At 48.8% G+C, this 23793-nt stretch carries 23 protein-coding genes; 10 read left to right on the plus strand and 13 right to left on the minus strand.

What is annotated here, in order from left to right:
- Positions 1-128 precede the first annotated feature (128 nt).
- From ftsX to ftsY, 3 genes are read right to left on the minus strand one after another with little or no spacing between them, the layout of a single operon-like run.
- The gene (ftsX, locus tag GC128_RS07650) at positions 129-1184 is read right to left on the minus strand and encodes a permease-like cell division protein FtsX (protein WP_151993804.1); all 1056 of its coding nucleotides are present in this window, start codon (positions 1182-1184) and stop codon (positions 129-131) included.
- A complete protein-coding gene (gene ftsE, locus GC128_RS07655; RefSeq protein ID WP_064542330.1) occupies positions 1177-1845 on the minus strand; it encodes a cell division ATP-binding protein FtsE in 669 nt (222 codons plus the stop codon). Before ftsE ends, ftsX begins: the two co-directional genes overlap by 8 nt.
- Before the next feature lie 2 nt (positions 1846-1847).
- On the minus strand, positions 1848-3524 hold the full coding sequence (ftsY, locus tag GC128_RS07660) for a signal recognition particle-docking protein FtsY (protein ID WP_151993805.1): 1677 nt from the start codon (positions 3522-3524) through the stop codon (positions 1848-1850).
- Between the two features lie 160 nt (positions 3525-3684).
- Here ftsY and rsmD point away from each other — a divergent pair, with 160 nt between their 5' ends.
- Both rsmD and GC128_RS07670 read left to right on the plus strand, forming a co-directional pair.
- The gene (rsmD, locus tag GC128_RS07665) at positions 3685-4278 is read left to right on the plus strand and encodes a 16S rRNA (guanine(966)-N(2))-methyltransferase (protein ID WP_151993806.1); all 594 of its coding nucleotides are present in this window, start codon (positions 3685-3687) and stop codon (positions 4276-4278) included.
- Positions 4272-4541 carry a DUF1145 family protein gene (locus GC128_RS07670; protein WP_064561314.1) on the plus strand — a complete coding sequence of 90 codons (270 nt, stop codon included), beginning with the start codon at positions 4272-4274 and terminating at the stop codon, positions 4539-4541. Before rsmD ends, GC128_RS07670 begins: the two co-directional genes overlap by 7 nt.
- Positions 4542-4543: 2 nt before the next feature.
- On the opposite strand, the gene GC128_RS07675 is transcribed toward GC128_RS07670, so the two are convergent.
- A complete protein-coding gene (locus GC128_RS07675) occupies positions 4544-4900 on the minus strand; it encodes a DUF2500 domain-containing protein (protein ID WP_151993807.1) in 357 nt (118 codons plus the stop codon).
- Positions 4901-5036: 136 nt separating this feature from the next.
- Here GC128_RS07675 and GC128_RS07680 point away from each other — a divergent pair, with 136 nt between their 5' ends.
- Together GC128_RS07680 and zntA are read left to right on the plus strand one after the other, a co-directional pair.
- Positions 5037-5663: a lysoplasmalogenase gene (locus GC128_RS07680; protein WP_064514650.1), complete on the plus strand. Its 627-nt coding sequence runs from the start codon at positions 5037-5039 to the stop codon at positions 5661-5663.
- Positions 5664-5769: 106 nt separating this feature from the next.
- Positions 5770-7977 carry a Zn(II)/Cd(II)/Pb(II) translocating P-type ATPase ZntA gene (gene zntA, locus GC128_RS07685; protein ID WP_151993808.1) on the plus strand — a complete coding sequence of 736 codons (2208 nt, stop codon included), beginning with the start codon at positions 5770-5772 and terminating at the stop codon, positions 7975-7977.
- 46 nt (positions 7978-8023) lie between these two features.
- On the opposite strand, the gene GC128_RS07690 is transcribed toward zntA, so the two are convergent.
- The 4 genes from GC128_RS07690 to tusA all read right to left on the minus strand — a co-directional run bounded on the left by GC128_RS07690 (position 8024) and on the right by tusA (position 11300).
- Positions 8024-9313, minus strand: a complete 1290-nt coding sequence (locus tag GC128_RS07690) for a TRAP transporter large permease (protein ID WP_151993809.1) — start codon at positions 9311-9313, stop codon at positions 8024-8026.
- 14 nt (positions 9314-9327) lie between these two features.
- Positions 9328-9837 (minus strand): TRAP transporter small permease, encoded by a 510-nt coding sequence (locus tag GC128_RS07695; RefSeq protein ID WP_151993810.1) that lies wholly within the window; start codon positions 9835-9837, stop codon positions 9328-9330.
- Between the two features lie 34 nt (positions 9838-9871).
- On the minus strand, positions 9872-10855 hold the full coding sequence (locus tag GC128_RS07700) for a TRAP transporter substrate-binding protein (protein ID WP_151993811.1): 984 nt from the start codon (positions 10853-10855) through the stop codon (positions 9872-9874).
- Positions 10856-11054: 199 nt separating this feature from the next.
- Complete coding sequence (tusA, locus tag GC128_RS07705; protein ID WP_064514924.1) at positions 11055-11300, minus strand: sulfurtransferase TusA; 246 nt, start codon at positions 11298-11300, stop codon at positions 11055-11057.
- 175 nt (positions 11301-11475) lie between these two features.
- Here tusA and GC128_RS07710 point away from each other — a divergent pair, with 175 nt between their 5' ends.
- Together GC128_RS07710 and GC128_RS07715 are read left to right on the plus strand one after the other, a co-directional pair.
- Positions 11476-12141, plus strand: a complete 666-nt coding sequence (locus GC128_RS07710; protein ID WP_151993812.1) for a 7-cyano-7-deazaguanine/7-aminomethyl-7-deazaguanine transporter — start codon at positions 11476-11478, stop codon at positions 12139-12141.
- Between the two features lie 72 nt (positions 12142-12213).
- Positions 12214-12771, plus strand: coding sequence for a DcrB family lipoprotein (locus GC128_RS07715; protein ID WP_134185860.1), 558 nt, complete (start codon positions 12214-12216; stop codon positions 12769-12771).
- Here GC128_RS07715 and GC128_RS07720 read toward each other — a convergent pair whose 3' ends face one another.
- The gene (locus GC128_RS07720; RefSeq protein WP_151993813.1) at positions 12772-13998 is read right to left on the minus strand and encodes an MFS transporter; all 1227 of its coding nucleotides are present in this window, start codon (positions 13996-13998) and stop codon (positions 12772-12774) included.
- A 142-nt stretch (positions 13999-14140) separates the two neighbouring features.
- Between GC128_RS07720 and GC128_RS07725 the strand changes: the two genes are divergently transcribed.
- A complete protein-coding gene (locus GC128_RS07725; RefSeq protein ID WP_151993814.1) occupies positions 14141-15190 on the plus strand; it encodes an AI-2E family transporter in 1050 nt (349 codons plus the stop codon).
- Between the two features lie 64 nt (positions 15191-15254).
- The gene (locus tag GC128_RS07730) at positions 15255-16646 is read left to right on the plus strand and encodes a M24 family metallopeptidase (protein WP_151993815.1); all 1392 of its coding nucleotides are present in this window, start codon (positions 15255-15257) and stop codon (positions 16644-16646) included.
- Between the two features lie 411 nt (positions 16647-17057).
- Here GC128_RS07730 and GC128_RS07740 read toward each other — a convergent pair whose 3' ends face one another.
- The 4 genes from GC128_RS07740 to GC128_RS07755 are packed head-to-tail and all read right to left on the minus strand — an operon-like array spanning position 17058 to position 21808.
- Positions 17058-18011, minus strand: coding sequence for a fimbrial protein (locus GC128_RS07740; RefSeq protein WP_134185864.1), 954 nt, complete (start codon positions 18009-18011; stop codon positions 17058-17060).
- Positions 18002-20455, minus strand: a complete 2454-nt coding sequence (locus GC128_RS07745; RefSeq protein ID WP_151993817.1) for a fimbria/pilus outer membrane usher protein — start codon at positions 20453-20455, stop codon at positions 18002-18004. The genes GC128_RS07740 and GC128_RS07745 overlap by 10 nt, the downstream gene beginning before the upstream one ends.
- 15 nt (positions 20456-20470) lie before the next feature.
- Entirely contained in the window at positions 20471-21178 is a 708-nt protein-coding gene (locus tag GC128_RS07750; protein WP_151993818.1) for a fimbrial biogenesis chaperone, read from the minus strand.
- 54 nt (positions 21179-21232) lie between these two features.
- The gene (locus GC128_RS07755) at positions 21233-21808 is read right to left on the minus strand and encodes a fimbrial protein (protein WP_151993819.1); all 576 of its coding nucleotides are present in this window, start codon (positions 21806-21808) and stop codon (positions 21233-21235) included.
- Between the two features lie 394 nt (positions 21809-22202).
- On the opposite strand from GC128_RS07755, the gene GC128_RS07760 reads away from it, so the two are divergent.
- On the plus strand, positions 22203-22838 hold the full coding sequence (locus GC128_RS07760) for a LuxR C-terminal-related transcriptional regulator (RefSeq protein ID WP_151993820.1): 636 nt from the start codon (positions 22203-22205) through the stop codon (positions 22836-22838).
- Between the two features lie 105 nt (positions 22839-22943).
- Entirely contained in the window at positions 22944-23792 is an 849-nt protein-coding gene (locus GC128_RS07765) for a helix-turn-helix domain-containing protein (RefSeq protein WP_193216226.1), read from the plus strand.
- Position 23793: the final 1 nt, after the last annotated feature.

Consider the following 23793-nt stretch of genomic DNA (forward strand, 5'->3'; position numbering starts at 1 on the left):
CTGTGCATATATTACACACAAAATGTGACAGAGCTATGAAACTGGGCAGGAGAAACACATACCGAGGTGGGAGCGTGTCCCCTGCTGACGGGTACTTCGTAGCAGGGAACAAGTATATCAAAAAATTTTTACTCTGGGGTAAAACGACGTAAATGTTGTACCGTTGCGATCCATGCCGCCAACCATCCACTCATGGAAGCAACCAGCAGCAACAGCAGACATTCATCGAAACCTAAGCCCGTCAAATCGAACTTTGTGCCGAAGACTTGCGCCACTTGAGTGACCGCCGACGACAAACGCCACACCAGAATTTCGGTCAAAATCAGCGACAAAAATGCACCGCTAAAGCCTAATAATGCACCGCCGTACAAAAACGGGCGCAGGATGAATCCATCCGTTGCACCAATCAGTTTTTGCACGTTGATGGTGTCGCGACGAGCAAAAATGCTTAAACGCACGCTGTTACCAATCACCAGGAATACTGCGGCAACCATCAGCACACCAATCATCGCGGCAACGCGCCCCACAAGACCGGTCAGCGAAGCGAGACGAGCAAACCAGCTGTCGTCCATACGCACTTCGTCAACACCGTTAATGCGCGCTACGCGGTCGCGCAGGGTGTTCAGATGGTCAGTCGTCTGGAAGTCCAGTTTCGGGTTCACTACCGCAACGGCGGGCAGCGGGTTTTCTTCCAGCATGTCCAGCGCGCCGCCAAAGCCCGACCAGTTGCGGAACTCACCCAGCGCTTCGTCACGCGATAGATAGTTAACTTTATCGACGCCCTCTTCCGCCTGAATCGCGCCAACCACTTGCTGCGCGGCATTGTCGTCCAGCGCTTTATCGAGGTAAACGGTGATTTGTGGCGAAGGGTAATACTGCGTAGCGGCCTGGTTCACGTTCTTGTAAACCATGTAGCACACGCTCGGCAGCGTCAGGGAGATGGCGATAACCATCACCGTCAGGAAAGTAGCTAATGGCTTGCTGCGCAGGTCTTGTAAAGCGCCCTGCCAGGCGTAACGGAACTGTTCGTTCACGCCACCTTTCAGAGATTTGCTTTTCGACTGAGGCCCTTTGCCACGTTTTTTCACCGAGCGACCTAAATCCCCTAACTTATTCAGCGAGTTGATTTTATCCAGCTTGTTGCTGAAGCGCTTTATGTGATTGAGCGCGCTGCGTTTATTCACCTGCCAGGCCTCCATGCAAATGGCCGTCACTTAACGTCAACATGCGATAATTACGGCGGGATATCAGCCCCATGTCGTGCGTCGCCATCAAAACAGTTACACCCACCCGGTTGAACTCTTCGAACAGACGCAAAATCCCTTCTGAGAGCGCATCATCGAGGTTACCCGTTGGTTCATCCGCCAATAACACGGCGGGTTTGTTCACAACAGCACGCGCAATACCGACGCGCTGTTGCTCACCACCAGAGAGTTGGATCGGGAAACTTTTCGCTTTATCGAGCAGACCAACTTTATCGAGTGCTGCCGAGACACGGCGGCGAATATCTTCACCGCTGGCACCCGCGATGATCAGCGGGATCGCCACATTGTCGTAAACGGTTCTGTCCATCAACAGATGGTGATCCTGGAAGATCATCCCAATCTGGCGACGCAGGAACGGCACTTCGCGGCTCTTGAGGCGGCTAATATCATGGCCGCCAAAAGCAATCTTCCCGGCACTTGGCCGCTCGATACCGCAGATAAGCTTGAGCAGGGTACTTTTCCCCGCGCCTGAGTGGCCGGTCAGGAAAGCCATCTCGCCAGGTTGCATATGGAAGGTCACTCCCTGCAACGCTTGTCTCCCACCGAGATAGGCCTTACTAACGTGTTCAAAGCGAATCATGGTTAATCCTCTCGGGCAAAAAGTGCCTCAATAAAATCGCCCGCATTAAACGGACGCAAGTCCTCAATACGCTCGCCGACGCCAATATAGCGAATCGGAATACCAAACTGATCGGCAACGGAGAAAATCACGCCGCCTTTGGCTGTACCATCGAGTTTGGTTAGCGTAATGCCTGTCAATCCAACGGCTTCATGGAACAATTTAGCCTGGCTAATCGCATTCTGCCCGGTGCTGGCATCGAGGGTGAGCATAACCTCATGCGGTGCGTCTTCGTCCAGCTTTTTCATTACGCGGACGATTTTCTTCAGCTCTTCCATCAGGTGCGCTTTATTCTGCAAACGCCCGGCGGTATCCGCCAGAAGTACGTCGACATTTCGTGCTTTCGCGGCCTGAATGGCATCGAAAATCACTGAGGCGGAATCAGCACCTGTGTGCTGAGCAATAACAGGAATATTGTTACGATCGCCCCACACCTGCAGTTGCTCTACCGCAGCGGCGCGGAAGGTATCACCCGCCGCCAGCATCACAGATTTGCCTTCCTGCTGGAACTGACGAGCCAGTTTGCCGATGGTGGTGGTTTTACCCACGCCATTAACGCCAACCATCAGGATAACGAATGGCGTTTTGCCTTCCACTTTCAGCGGCTCATCGACTTTCGCCAGTATTTCACCCATCTCTTCTTTCAGCAGACCGTACAACGCTTCGGCGTCACGCAGGTCTTTACGGCTCGCGCCTTCTGTCAAATTGGTGATGATTTTGCGCGTTGTTTCAACGCCCACATCGGCGATAAGCAACTGCTCTTCGAGTTCTTCAAACAGATCATCGTCGATTTTCTTGCCACGGAACAGACTGATAAATCCGGAACCGAGGTTCTGTTTGGTTTTAATCAGGCTGCGTTTAAGGCGAGCAAAGAAACCTTCTTTGGTTGGTCGCTCTTGTTCGTGCTGAACATCTTCGGCTTGAGACTCTTCAGGCTCCAGCTCCGCCGCAGCTTCTTCAACGATAACGGCTGCAACAGGAATGTCTTCAACGACTTCTTCTACCGGAGCTTCTTCAGCAACAACTTCTTCAACAATTACGTCTTCAACTACGATAGCTTCAACCGGAGCGACTGCAACCTCTTCAGGTTCAACAAGTTCTTCAGTCTCGACAACCGGTTCGGCTTCAACGATCGCTTCGACAACAGTTTCAGATACGACAGGTTCTTGCTCAGGCTGCCACTCTTCTAGTGATTCAACCTGCGCCGCTTCTGGCGTGACTATCTCTTCAGGAACCGGTAGCTCTTCGTGTTCGACCGCAGCTTGCGCGGTAACTTCTGGTTCTGGTTCTGGAATGATTTCCGCTTCAACCGCAGCCACTTCGCTTTCGACGAGTTTTTCAGTGACTTCTACGATCTCTTCAGCGAAGGCTTCAGGTTCTTCATGCTTTTCAAGCACAACTGGTTCAGCTTCAGGTAAAACTTCTGGCTCAATCTCAGTTCGCGCTTCTGGCTTAATCTCTTCTGGCTGTGCAGTTTCGTCAGCGGCTTGCGGTTGTTCAGCTTCAATAATTTGCTCAACAACGTCTTCGGCAACCGGTTGTTCTTCTGCTACTTTTTGTTCTGGTTCTTGTTCAGAAGCCTGCTCTTTCTGGCCAAAGCCTAACCATGAAAAAAAGCCACGTTTTTTCTCTTTCGCCATTTGCGAACACACCCCTCGCTGTTAATTCATGGCACAGGCCCGATTGAGCATGCCACGGGCACTGAAAATAATTATCTAATGAATGCCTTAGTCTATCACTTTCCCCGCCTTACACACACCGTTACACTAGACGGCAAGAAATTGCATCGCAGTGAGTCTCATGAAAAAACCGCAATCTACTGGCACCGGCCAGATCCGTATTATTGGCGGCCAATGGCGCGGCCGCAAACTACCCGTACCAGACAGCCCTGGCCTGCGTCCTACCACAGATCGGGTTCGTGAAACCCTGTTTAACTGGCTGGCACCCACTATGGTCGATGCCACCGTGCTGGATTGCTTTGCAGGAAGCGGTGCATTGGGGCTTGAAGCCTTGTCACGTTACGCGAGCCGTGCCACATTGCTGGAGATGGATCGCAACGTTTCACAGCAGTTGCAAAAAAATCTCGCCACGCTGAAAGCGACCAACGGAAAAGTCGTGAACACCAACACGCTTAATTTCCTGGCGCAGCCCGGCGAGCCACATAGCATTGTGTTTGTTGACCCGCCATTCCGCAAAGGCTTGCTGGAAGAGACATTATCCTTACTGGAAAGCAATGGCTGGCTGGCAAACGAAGCGCTGATCTACGTTGAAAGCGAAGTGGAAAACGGAACGCCAACGGTGCCCGTAAGCTGGTCTTTGCATCGTGAAAAAGTCGCGGGACAGGTCGCGTATCGTTTGTATAGCCGTGAAATTCAAGGAGCAGAGTCATGCTGATTAACATAGGCCGATTGCTGATGCTCGGCGTCTGGGCATTTTTGTTACTAAATATTGTCCATCCGTTCCCACGCCCGCTGAATATCTTCATTAACGTCGCGCTGATCTTCACCGTGCTGATGCACGGTATGCAGTTAGCGTTGCTGAAATCGACTCAGCCAAAAGGCAGCCCACCGCTCAGTCGCGCTCAGCAGATTAAGATTTTTATCTTTGGGGTATTTGAACTGCTGGTCTGGCAGAAGAAGCTCCGCCAGGGTAAATAGACTCACTCGGGGATGAAGCCCACAAAGCGCGTCCCCTTGTACTGTAAAGTTCCTGCATCACCAACGCTCATCGAGTGATACTGCTCTGCCGTCACGCGCATTTTTAGCTCCAGTCCGCCACTTTGTGGGCGAAACCAAACCTCATAACGCATTGTATCTTCGACAGGTGTAACCTGGCGTTGTCGTGATCGACGATCGGTGGTGGGCATTTCACGTTTCGTCGCCACCAGCACACTTCTTTCCATCATGGGCGCGGCATCATTTTCCGCATTCTGACGACGCTGCTGCACAAAGCGGAACGACGCGGCAACAACAATAACCGCAACGACGGCGATGAAGAAAAGGGGCATTTTACTCATGGATTTATCTCGATTTGTCAGGCACTTTTAAGAATACCCTGCACGTCGTGGCATTGTCACCCACCGACATTGACCACTAGACTGAGATAAGTAACGTCGTGCTTTCAATTTTAATTTAATGCCCTAAGGACATGCCATGCTTTGGTCATTTATTGCTGTATTCTTCTCCGGGTGGCTGTACGTCGACGCCTCCTATCGTGGGCCAACCTGGCAACGCTGGGTGTTTAAACCCGTCACCCTTCTGCTGTTATTACTGCTGGCCTGGCAAGCGCCGATGTTCAACGCAACAGGCTATTTGATCCTCGCGGGGCTTGCGGCAACGCTGCTCGGCGATGCGCTGACCTTGCTGCCTACTCAGCGTATGTTGTACGCCATCGGGGCGTTTTTCCTGTCGCACCTGTTGTATACCCTCTATTTCGCCAGCCAAATGACGTTCAGTTTCTTCTGGCCTTTGCCTCTGGTTCTGCTGGTTATTGGTGCACTACTGACCGCGGTCATCTGGACGCGCCTCGAAACATTCCGTTGGCCGATTCTGACGTTTATCGGCATGACGCTAGTGATGGTGTGGCTGGCCGGTGAGCTCTATTTCTTCCTGCCAACACGCCCGAGTTTCTCAGGCTTTATTGGCGCAACGCTGCTGCTGCTGGGCAATATAGTCTGGCTGGGTAGCCATTACCGCCGCCGCTTCACAGGCGATAGCGCCATCGCCGCAGCCTGCTATTTTGCCGGGCACTTTATGATTGTCCGCGCTCTGTATATTTGACCTTGCGGGCGGTTTTTACCGCCCCTCAAATTTACCTCTTGACTCTGGAGTCAACTCCAGAGAGTAACATGCGTAATGAGAACATTATCATTACCCAGGAGGGCGCATGCTCAACTCCCCAAAACCACCGCAATTTGCTAAAGCAAAACTCAGTCCGTTGCCGATAAAACCCGACGCATGCCACGGTAACGACTGCTGTAGCGAAGCCGTGCCTCCTGTGCAAAATGACGTGATTGCTGATACTGGCGAGCGTTACAGCTGGATCGTCAATGGCATGGATTGTGCCGCCTGCGCACGTAAAGTCGAAAACGCCGTCAAGCAGGTTGCGGGCGTGCAGCAGGTTAAAGTGCTGTTCTCCACAGAAAAGCTACTGGTCAGCGCCGGGAGCGATATCCGCCCACAAGTTGAACAAGCGGTTAAAGCCGCGGGTTACACGCTGCGTAACAGCACCGCGCCAGCTCCGAAAACATCGGCACTGCGCGAAAATCTACCGCTCATTTTGCTGATCGTGATGATGGGGCTGAGCTGGGGTCTTGAGCAGTTTAACCATCCGTTCGGCAACATAGCATTCATCGCCACCACGTTGGTTGGCCTGTGGCCGATCGCACGCCAGGCCGTGCGCCTGATGCGTACCGGTAACTGGTTTGCCATCGAAACGTTGATGAGCGTGGCCGCCATTGGCGCACTGTTTATCGGCGCGACCGCAGAAGCCGCGATGGTATTACTGCTGTTCTTAATTGGTGAACGCCTGGAGTCCTACGCCGCCAGCCGCGCGCGCCGTGGTGTGAGCGCACTGATGGCACTGAAACCAGAAGTCGCGACTCGTATTCGTAACGGTGAACGCAAAAGCATCGCGCTCTCTGATTTACGCCCGGGCGATGTCATAGAAGTAGCGGCGGGCGGGCGTTTGCCTGCTGATGGCCGCTTGCTAACACCTTTTGCCAGTTTCGATGAAAGCGCATTAACCGGCGAGTCCATTCCGGTCGAGCGCCAGCAAGATGAGAAAGTCCCGGCAGGAAGCACCAGCGTCGACAGACTGGTGCAGCTCGAAGTCATTTCCGAACCAGGCGATAGCGCAATTGACCGCATTCTGCGTTTAATTGAAGAAGCCGATGAACGCCGCGCACCGATTGAGCGCTTTATTGACCGTTTCAGCCGCATTTACACGCCGATTATTATGGCAATCGCCCTGCTCGCAGCGGTTATTCCACCGCTGTTATTCGGGCAAAGCTGGGGCGAGTGGATCTACAAAGGACTTGCGCTGTTACTGATTGGTTGCCCGTGCGCGCTGGTGATTTCTACCCCCGCAGCAATTACCTCCGGACTTGCTGCGGCAGCACGCCGTGGTGCGCTAATTAAAGGCGGCGCAGCTCTCGAACGCCTCGGCAAAATTCAGCATATCGCTTTCGATAAAACCGGCACGTTGACGGCTGGAAAACCGCAAGTCACCACCATTGAAGTGAATGGTGGACTTAGCGAAAACGACCTGCTGGCACTGGCCGCTGCCGTGGAGCTTGGCTCATCACACCCGCTTGCCCAGGCGATTGTGCGTGAAGCGCAAAACCGCAATCTGGAATTGCCTGACACAACTGCACACCGGGCTCTGGCAGGTATTGGTGTGGAAGCCACAATCAATGGCGAAACATTGTTATTAAGCGCACCGGGTAAGCTCGCGAATACCGTGCTGGATGCGGCCTGGCAGCAGCGAATCACTCAGCTTGAAGCCGAAGGCCAGACGGTGGTTGCACTGTTACAACAAGGCAAGTTACTTGGCGTTCTGGCATTACGCGATACCTTACGCAGCGATGCAAAAACTGCAGTTGCGGCACTGCACAACCTCGGTGTTCAGAGCGTGATGTTAACGGGTGATAACCCACTAGCAGCAGCAGCCATAGCGCAGGAATTAGGAATGGATTATCGCGCAAGCCTGCTGCCTGCCGATAAAGTCAGCGCGGTGAATGAACTCAACACCCGTGCGCCGCTGGCGATGGTTGGCGACGGCATCAACGACGCTCCCGCAATGAAGGCTGCAACTATCGGCATCGCCATGGGCAGCGGCACCGATGTAGCACTCGAAACCGCGGATGCAGCTCTCACGCACAACCGCCTGACGGAACTGGCTGGCATGATCGGTCTGGCGCGGGCGACCCATAATAATATTCGCCAGAACATTACTATCGCGTTGGGCCTGAAGGGGATTTTCCTGGTGACAACGCTGTTGGGTATCACCGGCCTGTGGCTGGCGGTGCTGGCAGATTCCGGCGCGACGGCACTGGTCACGGCGAATGCTTTGCGGTTGCTACGAAAGCGTTAGACTTATTCAGGTGCTCCTCGCCGATAAGCAAGGAGCACCTGCATGATTAGCTCGTCATACCCAATACATGCGGCAGCCACAACGAAACTGCCGGGATGTAAGTCACCATCGCCAGCACCACCAGTAGCATGGCGTAGAACGGCAACATAGCGCGAACCACCACCTCGATTTTCTGTTTACTCACCGCGCTGGCAACAAACAGCACCGAACCGACCGGCGGCGTAATCAAACCGATGCCGAGGTTGACCATCATGATCATGCCGAAATGCACTGGGTCGATGCCCAGCGAATTGGTCACCGGCAGCAATACCGGTGTCAGAATCAGGATAATCGGCGCCATGTCCATCAGTGTGCCAATCAGCAACAGCATGACGTTGAGGTACATCAGAATGACGTACTTATTGTCAGACAGCGAAGTGAAGAACTCAGTGATGCGTGATGGCAGTTGCATGTAAGTCATGACTGCGCCGAACGCTGACGCAAAACCAATCAAAATCATGACGATAGAGACTGTTTTTACAGTACGGAACATCAGTTTTGGCAGCTCGTTCCACTTGTAGTCACGGTAGATAAACATGGTCACGAAGAACGCCCACACACAGGCCACTGCCGCCGATTCTGTTGCAGTAAATACCCCGGTCAAAATCCCGCCGAGAATAATGACCACCGTCATCAAACCCCACAGCGCATCGAAAAAAATTTTCAACGCCTGCTTGAAGGGAATGCGTTCACCTTTCGGGTAACCTCGCTTATGAGCAAACCCGAGACACATCACCATCAGGCAGAAACCCAGCAATAAACCTGGCAAAATCCCGGCGATAAACAGCGTGGCAATGGAAACCGTACCGCCCGCCGCCAGGGAGTAAATCACCGAGTTATGGCTTGGCGGGATCAAAATCGCCTGCACCGATCCACTCGCCGTTACCGCCGCTGCATATTCCCGTGGATAACCCTTTTTCTCCATTTCCGGGATCATCACGCTGCCGATGGAAGCCGTATCTGCCACGGACGATCCGGAAATCGCGCCAAAGAAAGTGGACGCCACGATATTCACCAGCGACAAGCCGCCGCGAATAAACCCAACGAAAATATAGGCAAAATTGACCAGACGACGAGCGATTCCCCCTTCCGCCATAATCGCCCCGGCCAGAATGAAGAACGGGATCGCCAGCAGGGTAAATTTATTCACCCCGCTGGTGATTTGAATCATGATCGCTTCCAGCGGCAAATCAATCCATAACGCTCCCACAATGGCGCTTAGCCCAACGGCAAAGGCCACAGGCATTCCCACTGCAAGCAGCACTGCGAGTGTTGCTAATAAAATAAATGCGTCCATGTTATCCCCTGGTCTTAACCGTGATTACCCAGCAGCACTATTGGGCGGTTCTCTTGAGAGCCGTACAGCAGTCGCTCGACAACAAACAGAATCATTAAAATCGCGCCTACGGGCAGCGGAAGGTAAGTTTGACCGGAAGTGAGTAGCGGGAATTCGGCAACTGGCTGTTCCCATAAATCGGCGCACAGGTAGAAGCTGTAATAGAAAATCACCAGTGAGATGACCAGCATCAGCAAGTCGACGACACGGGTACAAAACGTCTGCAATGCAGACGGCAGGCGATCTGTCAGCATATTCACCGCAATGTGCGAACCGGCGCGGTAACTAACCGCCGCGCCGATAAACGTGAAGGTCACCATGCAGATTATCGCCACGGGTTCCGGCCAGGACTCCCCACGATTGAGGACATAACGCGAGAAAATCCCAATCGGAATAATGATGGTCATCACCAAAAGAGACAGCCCGGCAATAACCATCGCCAGCAAATAAACTTTATCCATCAAGTCTGAGTAGCGTTGGGACATAAGATGCCCTCCACGAATGCGTTAGCGACAATAGTTACTGAACGTCTGCGATAGCTTTCATCAGATCCTGATGTTTATCGCCGTATTCTTTACGAACTGGCTCAGTCGCTTTCACAAACCAGGCTTTGTCGATTTCGTGGAACTGAACACCACCAGCTTTCATTTTTTCCAGCGCTTGAGTGTTGTAGGCATTCCATAATTGACGTTGTTCCATTTGCGTATCACGAGCCAGTTTCAGAATTTTTTGCTGTTGGTCAGGCGTCAGCTTGTCCCATTTCACTTTGGAATAAAGTAGCATTTCTGGTGTGATGAAGTGGCCGCTCAGCGTGTAGTTTTTGGCGACCGGCATGTAGTTGTGGGCAATAAAGGTTGGCGGGTTGTTTTCAGCACCGTCGATTACGCCGGTTTGCATGCCGCTATACACTTCGCTCACCCCCATCGCAACCGAGTTTGCCCCCATATCTTTAAGCGTTGCCAGTGCTACCGGACTGCCCTGAACGCGGATTTTCATCCCCTTAAGATCTTCAGGTTTCACCACCGGATTTTTGGTAATCAGGTTACGTGTGCCGGAGTCCATCCAGCCGAGGAAGACCAGGCGGGATTTCGGGTTGTTCGTCAGCTTATCGCCAATCTCTTTGCCCAAATCGCCGTCGATCACTTTGTGCATATGATCTTCATCGCGGAATACGTACGGCAGGGTAAAGACTTCAACATCTGGCAGGATCGCAGCAACTGGCGCCATCGAAACGCGGATCATATCGATCGCACCCATTTGCGCCTGTTCGATCATCTGTTTTTCATCCCCAAGAACGCCACTTGGGAACACTTTAATCTCTAAATCACCGTTGGTTTCTTGCTTAAGTTTTTCGCCCATGTGCTGGACCGCGACCACGTTCGGATAGCCTTCCGGGTGAACGTCAGCGGCTTTAATCACTTGTGCGAGTGCAGTTTGAGCAAACAGAACTGACGCGGTAGACAGACATAAACCAGCAAAAGCAGGCAGAAAGGTCTTCTTCATTGTGTCGCTCCAGCAGAGGTAGAAATGTGAGGTAAGAAGTAAAACAATGTTTTAATTTGTCGATTAAAAATTAGACTACGTGGAGAAAAGCGTGGGTGAAGCACTTCACAAAAAGCGACAAAAAATGAAATTGGGGTTCATTAGAGATGCAAAGAGGGTTCAGAAGCCCAAAGCGGGGGAGCAAAGGGCTTGCGCGGCGTTACTGGCCTTTACGCAACAGGTATTGGTAAGGCAGTGATTCCACTTGCTTAGCAAGCAGTTCGTGTTCCATGAAAATGCAAAATCCAGGAATATCACGCGTAGTGGCTGGGTCATCAGCAATCACCAGCAGGGTTTCGCCAGCCTGCATATTGCGCACTGTTTTGCGTACCATCATGACGGGTTCCGGGCAGCGTAGGCCCAGGGCATCAAGAGTGTGGTCAGGATTAGAAAAAAGATCGGTCATGGGAAAGCTCGCAATTAACAAACCGCGATAGTTTACGCCGGGAAGATTCTCGTGCAAGTCACGTGAACGATTGCGTTAAAATTAACCATTGCAAAGCGGGACTAAAGCAGTATCATCGCCCCCGCTTTAAAAAGCGTATTGGGTTCCCTCACCCCACCACTAAAAAGGCTACAAAATGACGCAGTTCAATTCTACTCAGCGCACTAAAGCGCTGTTTTGGCTATCGCTATTCCATTTACTGGTGATCACCTCCAGTAACTATCTGGTGCAATTACCGGTCTCGGTTTTTGGTTTCCATACCACCTGGGGCGCGTTTAGCTTTCCGTTTATCTTCCTCGCAACCGACCTGACGGTACGCATTTTTGGTGCACCTCTGGCACGCCGCATTATTTTTGCCGTGATGCTTCCTGCGCTGATTATTTCGTACGCCATTTCTGCACTGTTTTACATGGGCACCTGGCAAGGGTTCGAAGCATTGCTGCACTTCAACCTGTTCGTCGCCCGTATCGCTGTCGCAAGCTTTATGGCGTACGCGTTGGGGCAGATTCTGGATGTGCACGTGTTCAACCGCCTGCGCCAAAGCCAGTACTGGTGGCTTGCGCCAACGGCATCCACGCTTTTCGGTAATATCAGCGACACGCTTTCCTTCTTCTTTATTGCTTTCTGGCGCAGCCCGGACGCTTTTATGGCGCAGCATTGGGTCGAAATCGCCATCGTAGATTACTGCTTTAAAGTGCTAATCAGCATTGTATTCTTCCTGCCGATGTACGGCGTTTTGCTGAATATGTTGTTGAAACGTCTGGCAGATAAGTCTGAAAGTTCGGCGTTACAGCCGGGTTGACGGTGGTTGAATTATCTTGTGATAAGATGATGAGATCGGCCGCAAAGGCTTGCTAACGTAAAGGAAGAAGTCATGGGTAACCTGGTAAAATATGTCGGTATTGGCCTGCTGGTATTAGGCCTGGCCGCTTGCGATAACAGTGATAGCAAAACGGCCAAAACGGATGCAGCGGCGGAAAGCAGCGCAGCTGGCCAGCCGGTTAGCTTGCTGGACGGCAAAATTAGCTTTGCACTGCCCGCCGATATGACCGACCAGAGCGGTAAATTGGGCACTCAGGCAAACAACATGCACGTATATTCTGATGCTACAGGTCAGAAAGCGGTCATTGTGATTGTCGGTGACAATACGCCTGACGATTTGGCGGCTTTGACAAAACGTCTTGAAGAACAACAACGTGCTCGTGACCCACAGCTGCAAGTCGTGACCAATAAATCCATTGAGATTAAAGGCCACACGCTGCAACAACTTGACAGTATTATTTCTGCAAAAGGCCAGACAGCTTACTCATCTGTTATCCTGGGTAAAGTAGATAACCAACTGTTAACCATGCAGATAACACTGCCTGCGGATAACCAGCAGTTGGCGCAAACTGCCGCTGAGAACATCATTAATACCATCACTATCAAATAACTATTGTTGCTGTGATGATGATACGGCCTCCGGTTGCTCAACCGGGGGCCGTTTTTTTAACTGCCACGCCATCAGCAGCGCAATGCAAACCAGCACCGCCGCTGCCAGATAAATCACCGAAACACCCGCATACGCCATCACGAACCCAGCTAAGGGCCCGGTAATTCCCAGCGATAAATCCATAAACACGGTGTAGGTCGCAAGCGCACTTCCCTGGTTTTGTTGCGGCACCATTTTCACCGCCACCACGCCCAGCGCCGGGAACACCAAAGAGAAGCCCGCTCCCGTCAGGAAAGTCCCCACTTTTGCCATCCAGGGTTCGCCCGCAAAGCCCACCAGCAGCAAACCGATAATCTCGACTGAGAAGCAAATCATCGCCACATTCAAGCCGCCAAGCCGGTTAATACCATTCGGGAAAAGTAAGCGAGTGCCCACAAACGCGCAGCTAAAGAGTGTTAAGGCGAAGGCCGCGCCATCCCAGCCTTTGGCGTCGTAAAACAGTGTGATGAAAGTTGCGATCACGCCAAAACCGGCAGACGCAAGTGCGAGCGCCATACCATAAGGCCAGACGCGCCCAAGCACCGCGCGAAACGGCAGCGGCTTGCCTTTACTGGCTCTCACCGCCGGGCGTGGAATTGCCAGCAGCACGGCGACCAACGCCACCGCCATAATGATTCCGGCTAACAGCTTTAGCCCGCCAAGGTGATAGAACAACACGCCCAGCGGTGCGCCCATTGCCATCGCGCCGTACGTTACAATCCCGTTCCAGGAGATGACCCGCCCAATGTGCAACGAACCGACCACGCCAACGCCCCAAAGCGTTGAACCGGTTCCTGCAAAACTTTGCCCAATCCCTAAAATGACGCGCCCCATACACAGCAACACCAGACTCACCAACGGCCATGCGCTGCCAAATGCCGCCAGCATATAGCTCGCTCCGCTCAGGAAGCAGCCGCATAAACCAAAGATGACAATTTTTTTAGGGCCAAGAATATCTGCGTAGCGCCCGGCATGTGGGCGGCTGAGCAACGTGGCGAAATATTGCAGGCTTATCACAAGCCCGGCCCAGAATGCGCTGTAGCCCATCACGTCATGAACGTAACCCGGCAAAACAGCCAGTGGCAGGCCGATGGTCATGTAGCTGGCAAAGTTGAACATCACTACAGAAACAATCTGTAGATTGAGTCGGAAACTGCTTAATGCGGGGGCGGGAGTGAGGTCAGGCATGGGCATTCACTTTTAAAACAGCGTTCCCCAGTATATACACGTCGAGATTCACATTTCAGCAACAGACTTTCAGACTCGCCCTGCGGGTGCGAAATAAACGAAGCGCTACACTAATAGAATCCCTCCTTTTCAGGATTTTTTCATGCTCTCTCCAGAACCCGATAAAACCGGGCTACATATTCTAATAAAGCTTTCAGCGCTGGTGATTATTCTTGCCGGGATTCATGCTGCGGCAGACATTATCGTCCAGCTATTGCTGGCGCTATTTTTTGCCATTGTGCTTAACCCGTTAGTAACGTGGTTTATTCGCCGGGGAGTGAACCGCCCACTGGCTATCTCGATAGTCGTATTTGCGATGTTGGTTGTGCTGACGATACTGGTGGGTGTGCTGGCGGCATCCATGTCTGAATTCGTCGATATGCTGCCGAAGTACAACAAGATGCTGACGCAAAAAGTGTTTGAGCTCGAAAAAATGCTGCCCTTTATGCACCTGCGATTATCGCCGGAGCGCATGTTGCAGCGTATGGACTCTGAGAAAGTGATGTCTTACGCCACCACGCTAATGACCGGACTTTCCGGCGCAATGGCCAGCATTCTGCTGCTGGTGATGACGGTGGTATTTATGCTGTTCGAGGTGCGCCACGTTCCGTACAAACTGCGCTTCGCCCTTTCCAACCCGAAAATTCATATCGCCAGCCTGCACCGCGCACTCAAAGGCGTGACGCATTATCTGGCGCTTAAAACGCTCATCAGCCTGTGGACCGGGTTGATTATCTGGCTTGGCCTCGAACTGCTGGGCGTCCAATTTGCGTTAATGTGGGGCGTGTTGGGATTCTTGCTCAATTACATTCCCAATATCGGTTCGGTCATTTCCGCTATTCCGCCAATGATTCAGGCGTTTTTGTTTAACGGCACTTACGAAATGATTTTGGTTGGCGTGCTGTTCCTTGCGGTGCATATGCTGCTTGGGAATATCCTTGAACCACGCATGATGGGACGCGGCCTTGGAATGTCGACCTTCGTGGTGTTCCTGTCATTGCTGTTCTGGGGCTGGCTGCTCGGCCCAGTGGGTATGCTCCTGTCAGTGCCGCTTACCAGCGTATGTAAAATTCTGATGGAAACCACTCAGGGCGGCGCCAAACTTGCAGTGTTGCTTGGGCAAGGACGGCCAAAAAGTCGGTTGCCGGGATAGGTTCTTAATTTCCCGGGTGATAAGTTAATGTTCACCCGGGAAAAGAAAAAGGAGTGACTCACCCATGCCGCAGCCAACAATCACACTTGCCGCCATTGAGCAGCCAGCAATTTACCTGAACACCCCAAGCGTGGTGCTAAACAACCAGACTATTGAGGAGCGTTTGCGCAAAGTTTTGCAGGGAATGGCGCAACAAAATCTGGATTCGCTCGTCGTTTATGCCGATAAAGAGCATGGCGGGAATTTTGAATATTTGACTGGTTTCATCCCACGCTTTGAAGAAGGCTTGCTGGTTCTACATAAAAGCGGTGAAGCGGTGCTGGTTCTTGGTAATGAAAACCTCAAACTCGCACAGCACTCCAGAACTCCAGCAAGTGTGGTACATGCGCCGTGGTTTTCGCTGCCAAACCAGCCGATGGAGACCACACTTTCGCTAAGCGAAGTGTTGCAACAAGCCGGACTTCGTGGGCAAAAGCGTGTTGGTATTGCGGGCTGGAAGCTTTTCACTGGCATCAACGACAACAATAAGTCACTGTTTGATATCCCCACCTTTATTTTCCTGGCGCTTCAAAGTGCGCTGACTCCAGCGTGTGAATTACTCAACGCCACAGATCTGTTTATTTCTCCGCGCCAGGGAGCAAGGACAACCAATAACGCCAATGAAATTGCGCACTATGAATACGGTGCAAACCTGGCATCAAGCGCGGCGCTTAGCGCACTGAATGCAATTGAATTAGGTAAAACGGAAAAGTCGATTGCAGCCCTGCTTGCCGCCGATGGGCAAGCCAATAACGTCGTAACCATTGCTGCTACGGGCGATCGTTTTGAAAATGCCAACTTGTACCCATCGGATAAACAGATCCAAAAAGGCGACAAGTTTTCATTAACAGTCAGTTATAAGGGCGGTTTAACCAGCCGTGCGGCATACGTCGTCAGCAAGGCCGATGAACTTCATGATGAGGTCAGTGATTATCTCGATGTGGTCGCCATCCCGTATTATCAGGCTGTCGTGAGCTGGCTTGAATACATGCGCGTCGGTGTCAAAGGCCATGAAGTATATGAACTCATTGAGCAGGTTCTTCCAAAAACCGAATACCACTGGCACCTTAATCCTGGTCATTTAGTTGCTGACGAAGAGTGGCTTTGCTCGCCGATTTACCCGGCGTCAGATATCCCTTTATCCAGTGGGATGCTGCTACAAATCGACATCATCCCATCACGCAAAGGCTACGCTGGTGCCAGTATCGAAGACACCATTGCACTTGCTGATGAAACTTTGCGCCTGCAAATAGCCACCCTCTACCCGGAATTATGGCAACGCATCAGCGCTCGCAGAGATTACATCCGTGACGTACTGAATATTCACTTACACGAAGATGTGCTGCCGCTGTCAAACACCGTGGGATATTTGCGGCCCTATTTGCTGAATAAAGATTTGGCGCTAATTTGCCAATAATGTTTATCTTCCTGCGCCGGATATCTTCCGCGCGCAGGAGTTATCTAGTCTTGTTTACTCGGGCATTGAACCTGGTGAACAAGTTCAGGTGTCCAGTGATACTCAACTACATGCCCTTCCGGGCTTCTGACAGCAATATGTAACTGGGCAAATTCACCGGATTGCAGGGTAAAGAAAAGTTGCGTCAGGGGGTATGGGCAGCCAGCCTGATAGGAAACAAACATTTTCTGCCGGGTTCGCTGAGATCCTCGCTGTGTATTAATAACCAGTTCTATGGTCATTTGCCCGGAAATATCTCGCTCAAACACAGCATATGCCGTGAGATATTGATGACCAAATTGATTATTGTGTGATACCCATATCTGGTCTCTGGTCTTAACAAGAGTTGCATGCATATTTCGTCTCACTTATTTATTGGTAATCAATATTGAAATACAGGCTGGCGTGGATTTTCCCCGGTTGTACCTGTTCATCTATCTGGTAATACTGCGAATAAAATCGAACGGAATATTTGTCGGATTTGGAGCTTCTCAATTCCACTTTTTTCATTTCATGAAAATTAAGCGGCTGATGATCGTCACCGAGCACTTGCACTCCAATCCCCTTAGCAGAAGAACGTCCTGCCACTGAATTGCTTAACACTCCGTCAGAACCCGAGTTTTTGCCGAATTGCCCATTCCATTTCAAGAAAACAGCAGAGGGCGTTTTATCATCGGTTGCACAAGATAAATGAATATCAAAAGGGGTTTTACCTGCCACCGAACCAGGGGATTTGAACCGGTCCAGAACGACGCCTGGCAGCGTAATATTGCGTGTTTTATCACCATAAATTTTGCATGAGCGATTCAGAATGGTGACAAAGCCAGCCGGAATATAAATATCTATCAGCGGTGAACTCTGCAGTAGGTTATTTATTTCAAAACGCATACCTTCTGAGCCTCCTCTGGCCGATATTCCATCATCAGCCTTAATCAACTCCATATTGATTCTGGCCCCAGATAATTCAGACATGCTTGCAGAAAATTTTGAAGGCCAGGCTATTTCGCGCCCACTTGAAGTGACCAAAGTCATTCTCATACCAACGCCTTTTGCATTGGTTTGAAAAACTCCGGGAGTTTTCATCTTCGACGCTCCACCTGGAACATCAGCGCTAAATTTAATAAGCTCCTCACACTCAGGAGACGGTGGAAGCTGCACAGCAAATGAACCCTTTTTTAGCACTGAGCCTAAAGCATGATTATTTCTGTTGGTTACCGTTTCCGGCGATAAAGTCATTTTTTGTGATTTAACAATACAAGTAGCCTGGGAATTAAAACTTACCGCCAGAAGTATCAGCAGTGGTAACCCTGCACGAACTAACGACATATCGCCTCCTGGCTTTTAATATCAATTGTGCAGACTCCAGTTTCTGACGAAACACTCACCGTAGGTGATTGGGTTTGGTCAATATAGAGAAGCCCACCCTGACCGACATAACCAATATGGTTATTTTCCTGGTCTTTGATAACCGCGCCAAAAGGTAAAGTCTGTTGGTTGCGCAGTTTGGGATGAATAATGGTCTGTTTATTTATCTTTGTGTCAAAAGCAACGTGAACAACACTGCCCTCAAAGGGCACAACTTTTCTTTGTGTTTGCTGGAAAGTGACGGAGTCATCCGCGCCTTTTGGGTTAATCACCACATCGTTAACACGCCAGGCGCGCAACCACGGCATAACTGCATAACCATTTGAGTCAAAACGGGTTCCTGGCGCTCCATCTAAACGCGCACCTTTTGCATCTGCGGCGTAAACCAGTGCTACCGTATCGCTTCGTTCTGGGGAGAAGGTCACCCCTTTATGGTGAGCAATCATTGAACCACTCATCCCCGCACTAGCCTGATGCCAGTCATTACCCTGGCTTAATGTCGTGCTCAGAGTGCTGTAAGGTGAACGGTAAGTTCCATTCATTCCCCAGTCCATATCTCCGCCACGGCCATAGGCTGCATTAAGGCCTAGCATCATATTATTTTCTTCATCAACTGAGGTTGAGAAGCCCATACGCGTATTGCTGGCTTTACCATTACTGCTATAGCTGTCTGAATATATTTGTGTGTATCCAGAGTCTGAACGCGGGAGTGAATAACTAAAGTTCAGCGCAATCTGATCATCTTTCGTTACGCCACCATATTCATCTTCATTCCATAAACGCTGCACTGAAATCGTCCAGTTTAAATTTCCCCAGTTATTGCTATAGCCCACAGAATATTGTCGATAACTATCCTGCTGTTCCCAGTATTTATTAATCGACCCAGAGATATTTAATGATCCCCATCCATCCTGAAAAGGCTGACTCAGGCTTAATGACCAGGACTGTTTTTCGCGTAATACTGCGTATTCCGAACCACTATCTTGCTGTTCAAAAGCATCACGCTGCCCATAGAAGTTTTTCGCATTGAATTTTCCCTCCAGCCAGAATGAGGTTTGCGACAATGGTAGGGTTCGGTTGTAGGTCAGGCGGTATCCTTGCCCGTGGTTTTCCTGATTATCGAAATTAAAGCGTGACTGTGTAATGTCGAGAGCGAAAGCGCCAAAAAAGGTATTCAACCCAGCGCCCACTAACGCCGACTGGTAATGATCAAATCCGGTAGCACCAGAATAGAGCGACACATAATTGTTTAGGCCGTACTGCCACGTAACCTGTGCAGCAAAGGGAGATTCATTGCTATCTTGCTCATCAACTTTCCCAAGCGAAACGTTATAGCGACTCACGCCCGGTTTTAATAATTGTGGCACTGATGAATAAGGAACAGAGAAACGCCGAATACGCCCGTCAGATTCCTGAATAGTGACCAGCAAATCTCCGCCCGTATTTGCCGGTAAAATAGACTCGATTGAGAAAGGTCCTGCCGGTACGGATGTTTGATGAATAACTCTTCCATCCTGTGTCACGGTGACACGTGCATTCGTTTCCGCCATCCCTCTGATATTTGGTGCCCAGCTCAATGTGTTATCCGGGTGCATTTGATCCTGTGATTCAAGCGATGCGCCCAAAATGCTTAAACCATCAAACAGCTGGCTATCAGTATAAAATTGCCCGGCACTGAACATGGACTTCCAGCCAATCAATGGCTTTTTTAAGGTAGTCCGGTTGCTGGAATAATGCTTTCCACTGTCGTTGTTCCAGTCGAGGCTACCAAAATGTTCAAGCAGCCAACCCGATGCAGAAGCTCTTACATCAAGCCCGAGCCAGGCACTATCCGAACTGGAGCGACTATCGCCACGTTGCTGCATCGAGTAGTAATCAGCCATATAACCGAGATTAATTGCCGGAATACCCTTCTGCCACTGCTCAGGCTGCACATAGTTGCTATCGGTATTATCCAGATATGCTTGTGGAACACTCATCCGTAATTCCAACAATCCGGCATTAAAGGTTTCTACCGCATTACCGTAAACATCCCATTTATTAATCGTGCCACAGTAATTTTTTTCCTCCGCCAGAGATTTATTCATCCGTAGAGTGTTAACTCCAACAGACTCGAGAAAGTAAGCGGAATGACAGGTTGCTAAGTCACCAGCTTGGGTTTTATTAAAAATCACATCGTGGCGACCACGCCAATGTTCATTGACATAAACATCAACGCTATAACGCCCTGGTGGCAATGATTTTATATCGAAAGCACTAAGATCGTTGCTCTTAGCATTTCCCATCAAAATAGCATTATTAAACGTATAACGAATATCATCCTCTGCATTAACACTCATTGGCAGAAATGAAATATTTGCCAATACTAAAAATGGAGTGATGACTGTTTTCTTATAGAGATCCATCTTGTTATATCCTTACTATCCATGAGTAATGATTTTTGTTTCAACCACTCCACCGTAGTCGTTAATACTTTGAACAATTAAATTTTGCCCGTGAGAAATGTTCTCTTTTACTTTGAATTCCATTTGACTCTTGGGTGCCACCATCTCACTTTCCTCTAAAAGACTGGAACCTAAAGCAGTTTTAATATCGACAATCGTAATAAAGAATGGCGAAGAGTTAATAACCGTAATTTTATTTCTTGCAGAGCGTAACTCTAATTTATTTTCAGCATCTGCTCTATTACCAAGCCCTTCAGGTCGCCATATAAATTTAAAGCGGGAACGGATCGCCATATTTAGCATGCCAGCATCTTTTTTATACTCATTTTTATCGATAGCAGGGACATCCAGAATATTTAGCCACCACAGTGACTCTCTGTCATTTATGGAGATTGTTTGCAATTCCTGTTTTTTAATTCTTATCGATTGACCATTTTTCGCATCTACGCGAGCAATAGGTGGAGATATTATAAAGGGCGTAGAGATTTTTTCTGGCGGTACATCAGGATCGCCTTCATCTAACCAGATTTGAGCCAGAGATGGCGCACTGCCTGTGTTGGTCATTTGGATAGTGATTTCTGGAGCATTAGCCGGGTAGATAAAACGCGTTCCATTAACAATGATATTGTCGGCATAGGACAATGGCGTTAATAGTATGGAATATAGCAGAATTAAAAATCTCATAGTGACCTCCATGTGAGTAATACCATAGCCATTTATGGCTATGGTATTTTTACCTTACCAATATGTTATGTGATAATTAACTTGAGCAGTAACTGGGCCTGATGTACCAGATTTAACACCTGAGTCATTCACTTTTATATAACCAACACTGAATGAGTAGTTGCGTTTATTACTATACGAATGACCACCTTCATCATCCGCATGATAAGAGGTTCTTTTGCTAGCATCAATTTTTGCGCCATCTTTGGTCATAAGCAACAGCCCTACATTATTCAATGCTCCATTTGAATTTTTCAAATATCCCTGTTTTGTGACATTATCATCATTAAACTGAATGGCAATCTTCGGAGGTTTATTAGCAACCAATCCACAATCTTCAAGTGTCAACTTAAATGGTACAGCGTTAGTTCTTGTTTCTGTCGTTAGTATTTCTGAAAGTCTTATTGGTGGTAAAGATACTAGTTTTCCTCTATCAGAGGTAGATATCTTGCATGAACTCTCAAATACAAGGCCATTGAAATGAACAACATTTGACCATTCTTTTATTCCTGAACCATTATCTCCCGCAGCCATTGCAACAGGAGAAAAACTAATACACGTTAATAAAGCAATAATTGATACTTTATTCATAAAATTTTCCTTTTGTTAGGAGTACAGTAAATCTGTATCTACCAAGAGGTATTTACCTCAGCCTTATTATAAATAAGTAAATATATAAGTAACTACGGAGATTAACGTATTTGCATAATGCTTAGTACTTGCCACTAATACATTAATATTAAAATACATTATTTAATAGAATGTATTTTAATTTATGAAAGATCATTAAATAAATTAAACCATTAAATATCAACGAACTTACATTAGAGACAAATAACTTCTGCTTAATAATTCGGTAAAACCGATTTATTATTATGCACAATAAGCTAAATCTCATTAGGTCTAACATCTTATCGTTAGCCCAATTAATGGATGACAGTAAATTCACTGTCCTGGAGAAAATAACTCTATAGAGGGAAGACCCATGCTTAACTACGCAGCAGAGCAAAAATTGTTCTTAGTTACCCGACCCTCAGTGCAAAATCATCTTCTTCTGGAGCGCTTGAATCAGGAAATTAAGATCCCGGTTGTGGTCCTGAATGTAAAGAAACCAATGATGTTTTATGCTTCTGAGAAATCTATCTTTATTTACGATACAGACGCAGCCAGCAGTAAATCCAACAAAGTCTGGCCAAAGTTGCTTGCGGAAAGCCAATCCAGCATGCGGATATGCCTGCTTAACTGCTCGAGGGCATTGTCTGTTTATGAGAAATCAATTTGGCATCGTTTCGATACCGTATTACCCGATGACACCACACCAGGCAGTCTGGTTAACGCCATAAAAATTATGATGCAAAACAGATATGAAGATAATGCAAACACTTGCCTTCAAACCGCACCGGAACAAACCTATGGTGATAAAAACTCAGGCAATTTGACCATACGGGAATACGAAATTCTGCACGAGTTATGTAAAGGTGAGTCTAATGCTCGCATCGCTCAATCCTTCTTTATCAGTGAAAACACAGTACGAACTCATATTTATAATATTTTTAAGAAAATATCGGTAAATAATCGAATACAGGCTGTAAATTGGGTTAACCATCAACTTATTAATTAATTACATCAATTGACCAACAGTGCAATAATAACGGGGTTGATTGACTAAATAAATCCAATATGTATATCTAATAAGGGACTTTCGCGCTCAAGGATGTATTGCCACATGCTTAAAAAGAATATCGTACAGGAAGTATTAAATTACATCGAAAATAATATCGATGTGAATATTAACATTGATGATATATCCAGATTTACGGGTTACAGCCGCCGGCACATCCAGACTATTTTTAAACAACATGTAAGAATACCTCTCGGTCTCTACATTCGTAAACGTAGGGTAACTCGTGCATCTATCTTCCTGCGTCTAACTAATATGAATGTGATTGATATATCTGCGAAATTTGGCTACGACTCGCAACAGTCCTTTTGCCGGGAATTTAAAAAAGCAGCAGGCTTAACCCCACTTCAGTACCGCAGAAGTAGCTGTTGGGATTTCTCACCATTGCAGGCAGAATTCAACTTTAACCGCATCGAAGTAGGCAGTTTTCAGATATGCACCTTGCCCGAAGGATATGTTTCAGGTCAAATGTCCCACCAAGAAATCGCCATCCCAGCCAATGAGAATATTTTAGAGGTCCGCTGGAATACCATCATCAACCATTTGAATAACCAGAAACAAAATATTTGGTCGATATCTGAATATAAAGCGCATAAGAAACATTCAATGCGCATAAAGCTAAGTTCGATTATTGGCGTACATAATAAAGAGGTAAACAAAAAACCGGGTGATCACACCTACCCTTCGGGGATATATGCCCGATTTTCATTCAGGTGCAATAAAGAAGAATACTCTAAGTATTCAAAACATATTTATCTCAACATTTTTCCTAAACACAGGTTAAAACGCAGACCAGCCCCTGACATTGAGGTTTTCACTTATAACGGCTACGCCTGGCCTGATAATGCTCTGGATTGTGAATACTACATCCCTGTAGAAACAGTAGCCGAATAAC

It is taken from the genome of Buttiauxella massiliensis (genome assembly GCF_902500225.1).
Classification (GTDB): domain Bacteria; phylum Pseudomonadota; class Gammaproteobacteria; order Enterobacterales; family Enterobacteriaceae; genus Buttiauxella; species Buttiauxella massiliensis.

Coding starts and splice junctions, on each gene's coding strand:
- GC128_RS07670 (WP_064561314.1), top strand. CDS start 4,272: ATGCTGATTAACATAGGCCGATTGCTGATGCTCGGCGTCTGGGCATTT.
- GC128_RS07755 (WP_151993819.1), bottom strand. CDS start 21,808: ATGAATAAAGTATCAATTATTGCTTTATTAACGTGTATTAGTTTTTCT.
- GC128_RS07710 (WP_151993812.1), top strand. CDS start 11,476: ATGACGCAGTTCAATTCTACTCAGCGCACTAAAGCGCTGTTTTGGCTA.
- GC128_RS07695 (WP_151993810.1), bottom strand. CDS start 9,837: ATGTCCCAACGCTACTCAGACTTGATGGATAAAGTTTATTTGCTGGCG.
- GC128_RS07760 (WP_151993820.1), top strand. CDS start 22,203: ATGCTTAACTACGCAGCAGAGCAAAAATTGTTCTTAGTTACCCGACCC.
- GC128_RS07700 (WP_151993811.1), bottom strand. CDS start 10,855: ATGAAGAAGACCTTTCTGCCTGCTTTTGCTGGTTTATGTCTGTCTACC.
- GC128_RS07690 (WP_151993809.1), bottom strand. CDS start 9,313: ATGGACGCATTTATTTTATTAGCAACACTCGCAGTGCTGCTTGCAGTG.
- GC128_RS07725 (WP_151993814.1), top strand. CDS start 14,141: ATGCTCTCTCCAGAACCCGATAAAACCGGGCTACATATTCTAATAAAG.
- GC128_RS07680 (WP_064514650.1), top strand. CDS start 5,037: ATGCTTTGGTCATTTATTGCTGTATTCTTCTCCGGGTGGCTGTACGTC.
- GC128_RS07720 (WP_151993813.1), bottom strand. CDS start 13,998: ATGCCTGACCTCACTCCCGCCCCCGCATTAAGCAGTTTCCGACTCAAT.
- rsmD (WP_151993806.1), top strand. CDS start 3,685: ATGAAAAAACCGCAATCTACTGGCACCGGCCAGATCCGTATTATTGGC.
- GC128_RS07745 (WP_151993817.1), bottom strand. CDS start 20,455: ATGGATCTCTATAAGAAAACAGTCATCACTCCATTTTTAGTATTGGCA.
- ftsE (WP_064542330.1), bottom strand. CDS start 1,845: ATGATTCGCTTTGAACACGTTAGTAAGGCCTATCTCGGTGGGAGACAA.
- ftsY (WP_151993805.1), bottom strand. CDS start 3,524: ATGGCGAAAGAGAAAAAACGTGGCTTTTTTTCATGGTTAGGCTTTGGC.
- GC128_RS07715 (WP_134185860.1), top strand. CDS start 12,214: ATGGGTAACCTGGTAAAATATGTCGGTATTGGCCTGCTGGTATTAGGC.
- GC128_RS07730 (WP_151993815.1), top strand. CDS start 15,255: ATGCCGCAGCCAACAATCACACTTGCCGCCATTGAGCAGCCAGCAATT.
- GC128_RS07740 (WP_134185864.1), bottom strand. CDS start 18,011: ATGTCGTTAGTTCGTGCAGGGTTACCACTGCTGATACTTCTGGCGGTA.
- zntA (WP_151993808.1), top strand. CDS start 5,770: ATGCTCAACTCCCCAAAACCACCGCAATTTGCTAAAGCAAAACTCAGT.
- GC128_RS07765 (WP_193216226.1), top strand. CDS start 22,944: ATGCTTAAAAAGAATATCGTACAGGAAGTATTAAATTACATCGAAAAT.
- tusA (WP_064514924.1), bottom strand. CDS start 11,300: ATGACCGATCTTTTTTCTAATCCTGACCACACTCTTGATGCCCTGGGC.
- GC128_RS07675 (WP_151993807.1), bottom strand. CDS start 4,900: ATGAGTAAAATGCCCCTTTTCTTCATCGCCGTCGTTGCGGTTATTGTT.
- GC128_RS07750 (WP_151993818.1), bottom strand. CDS start 21,178: ATGAGATTTTTAATTCTGCTATATTCCATACTATTAACGCCATTGTCC.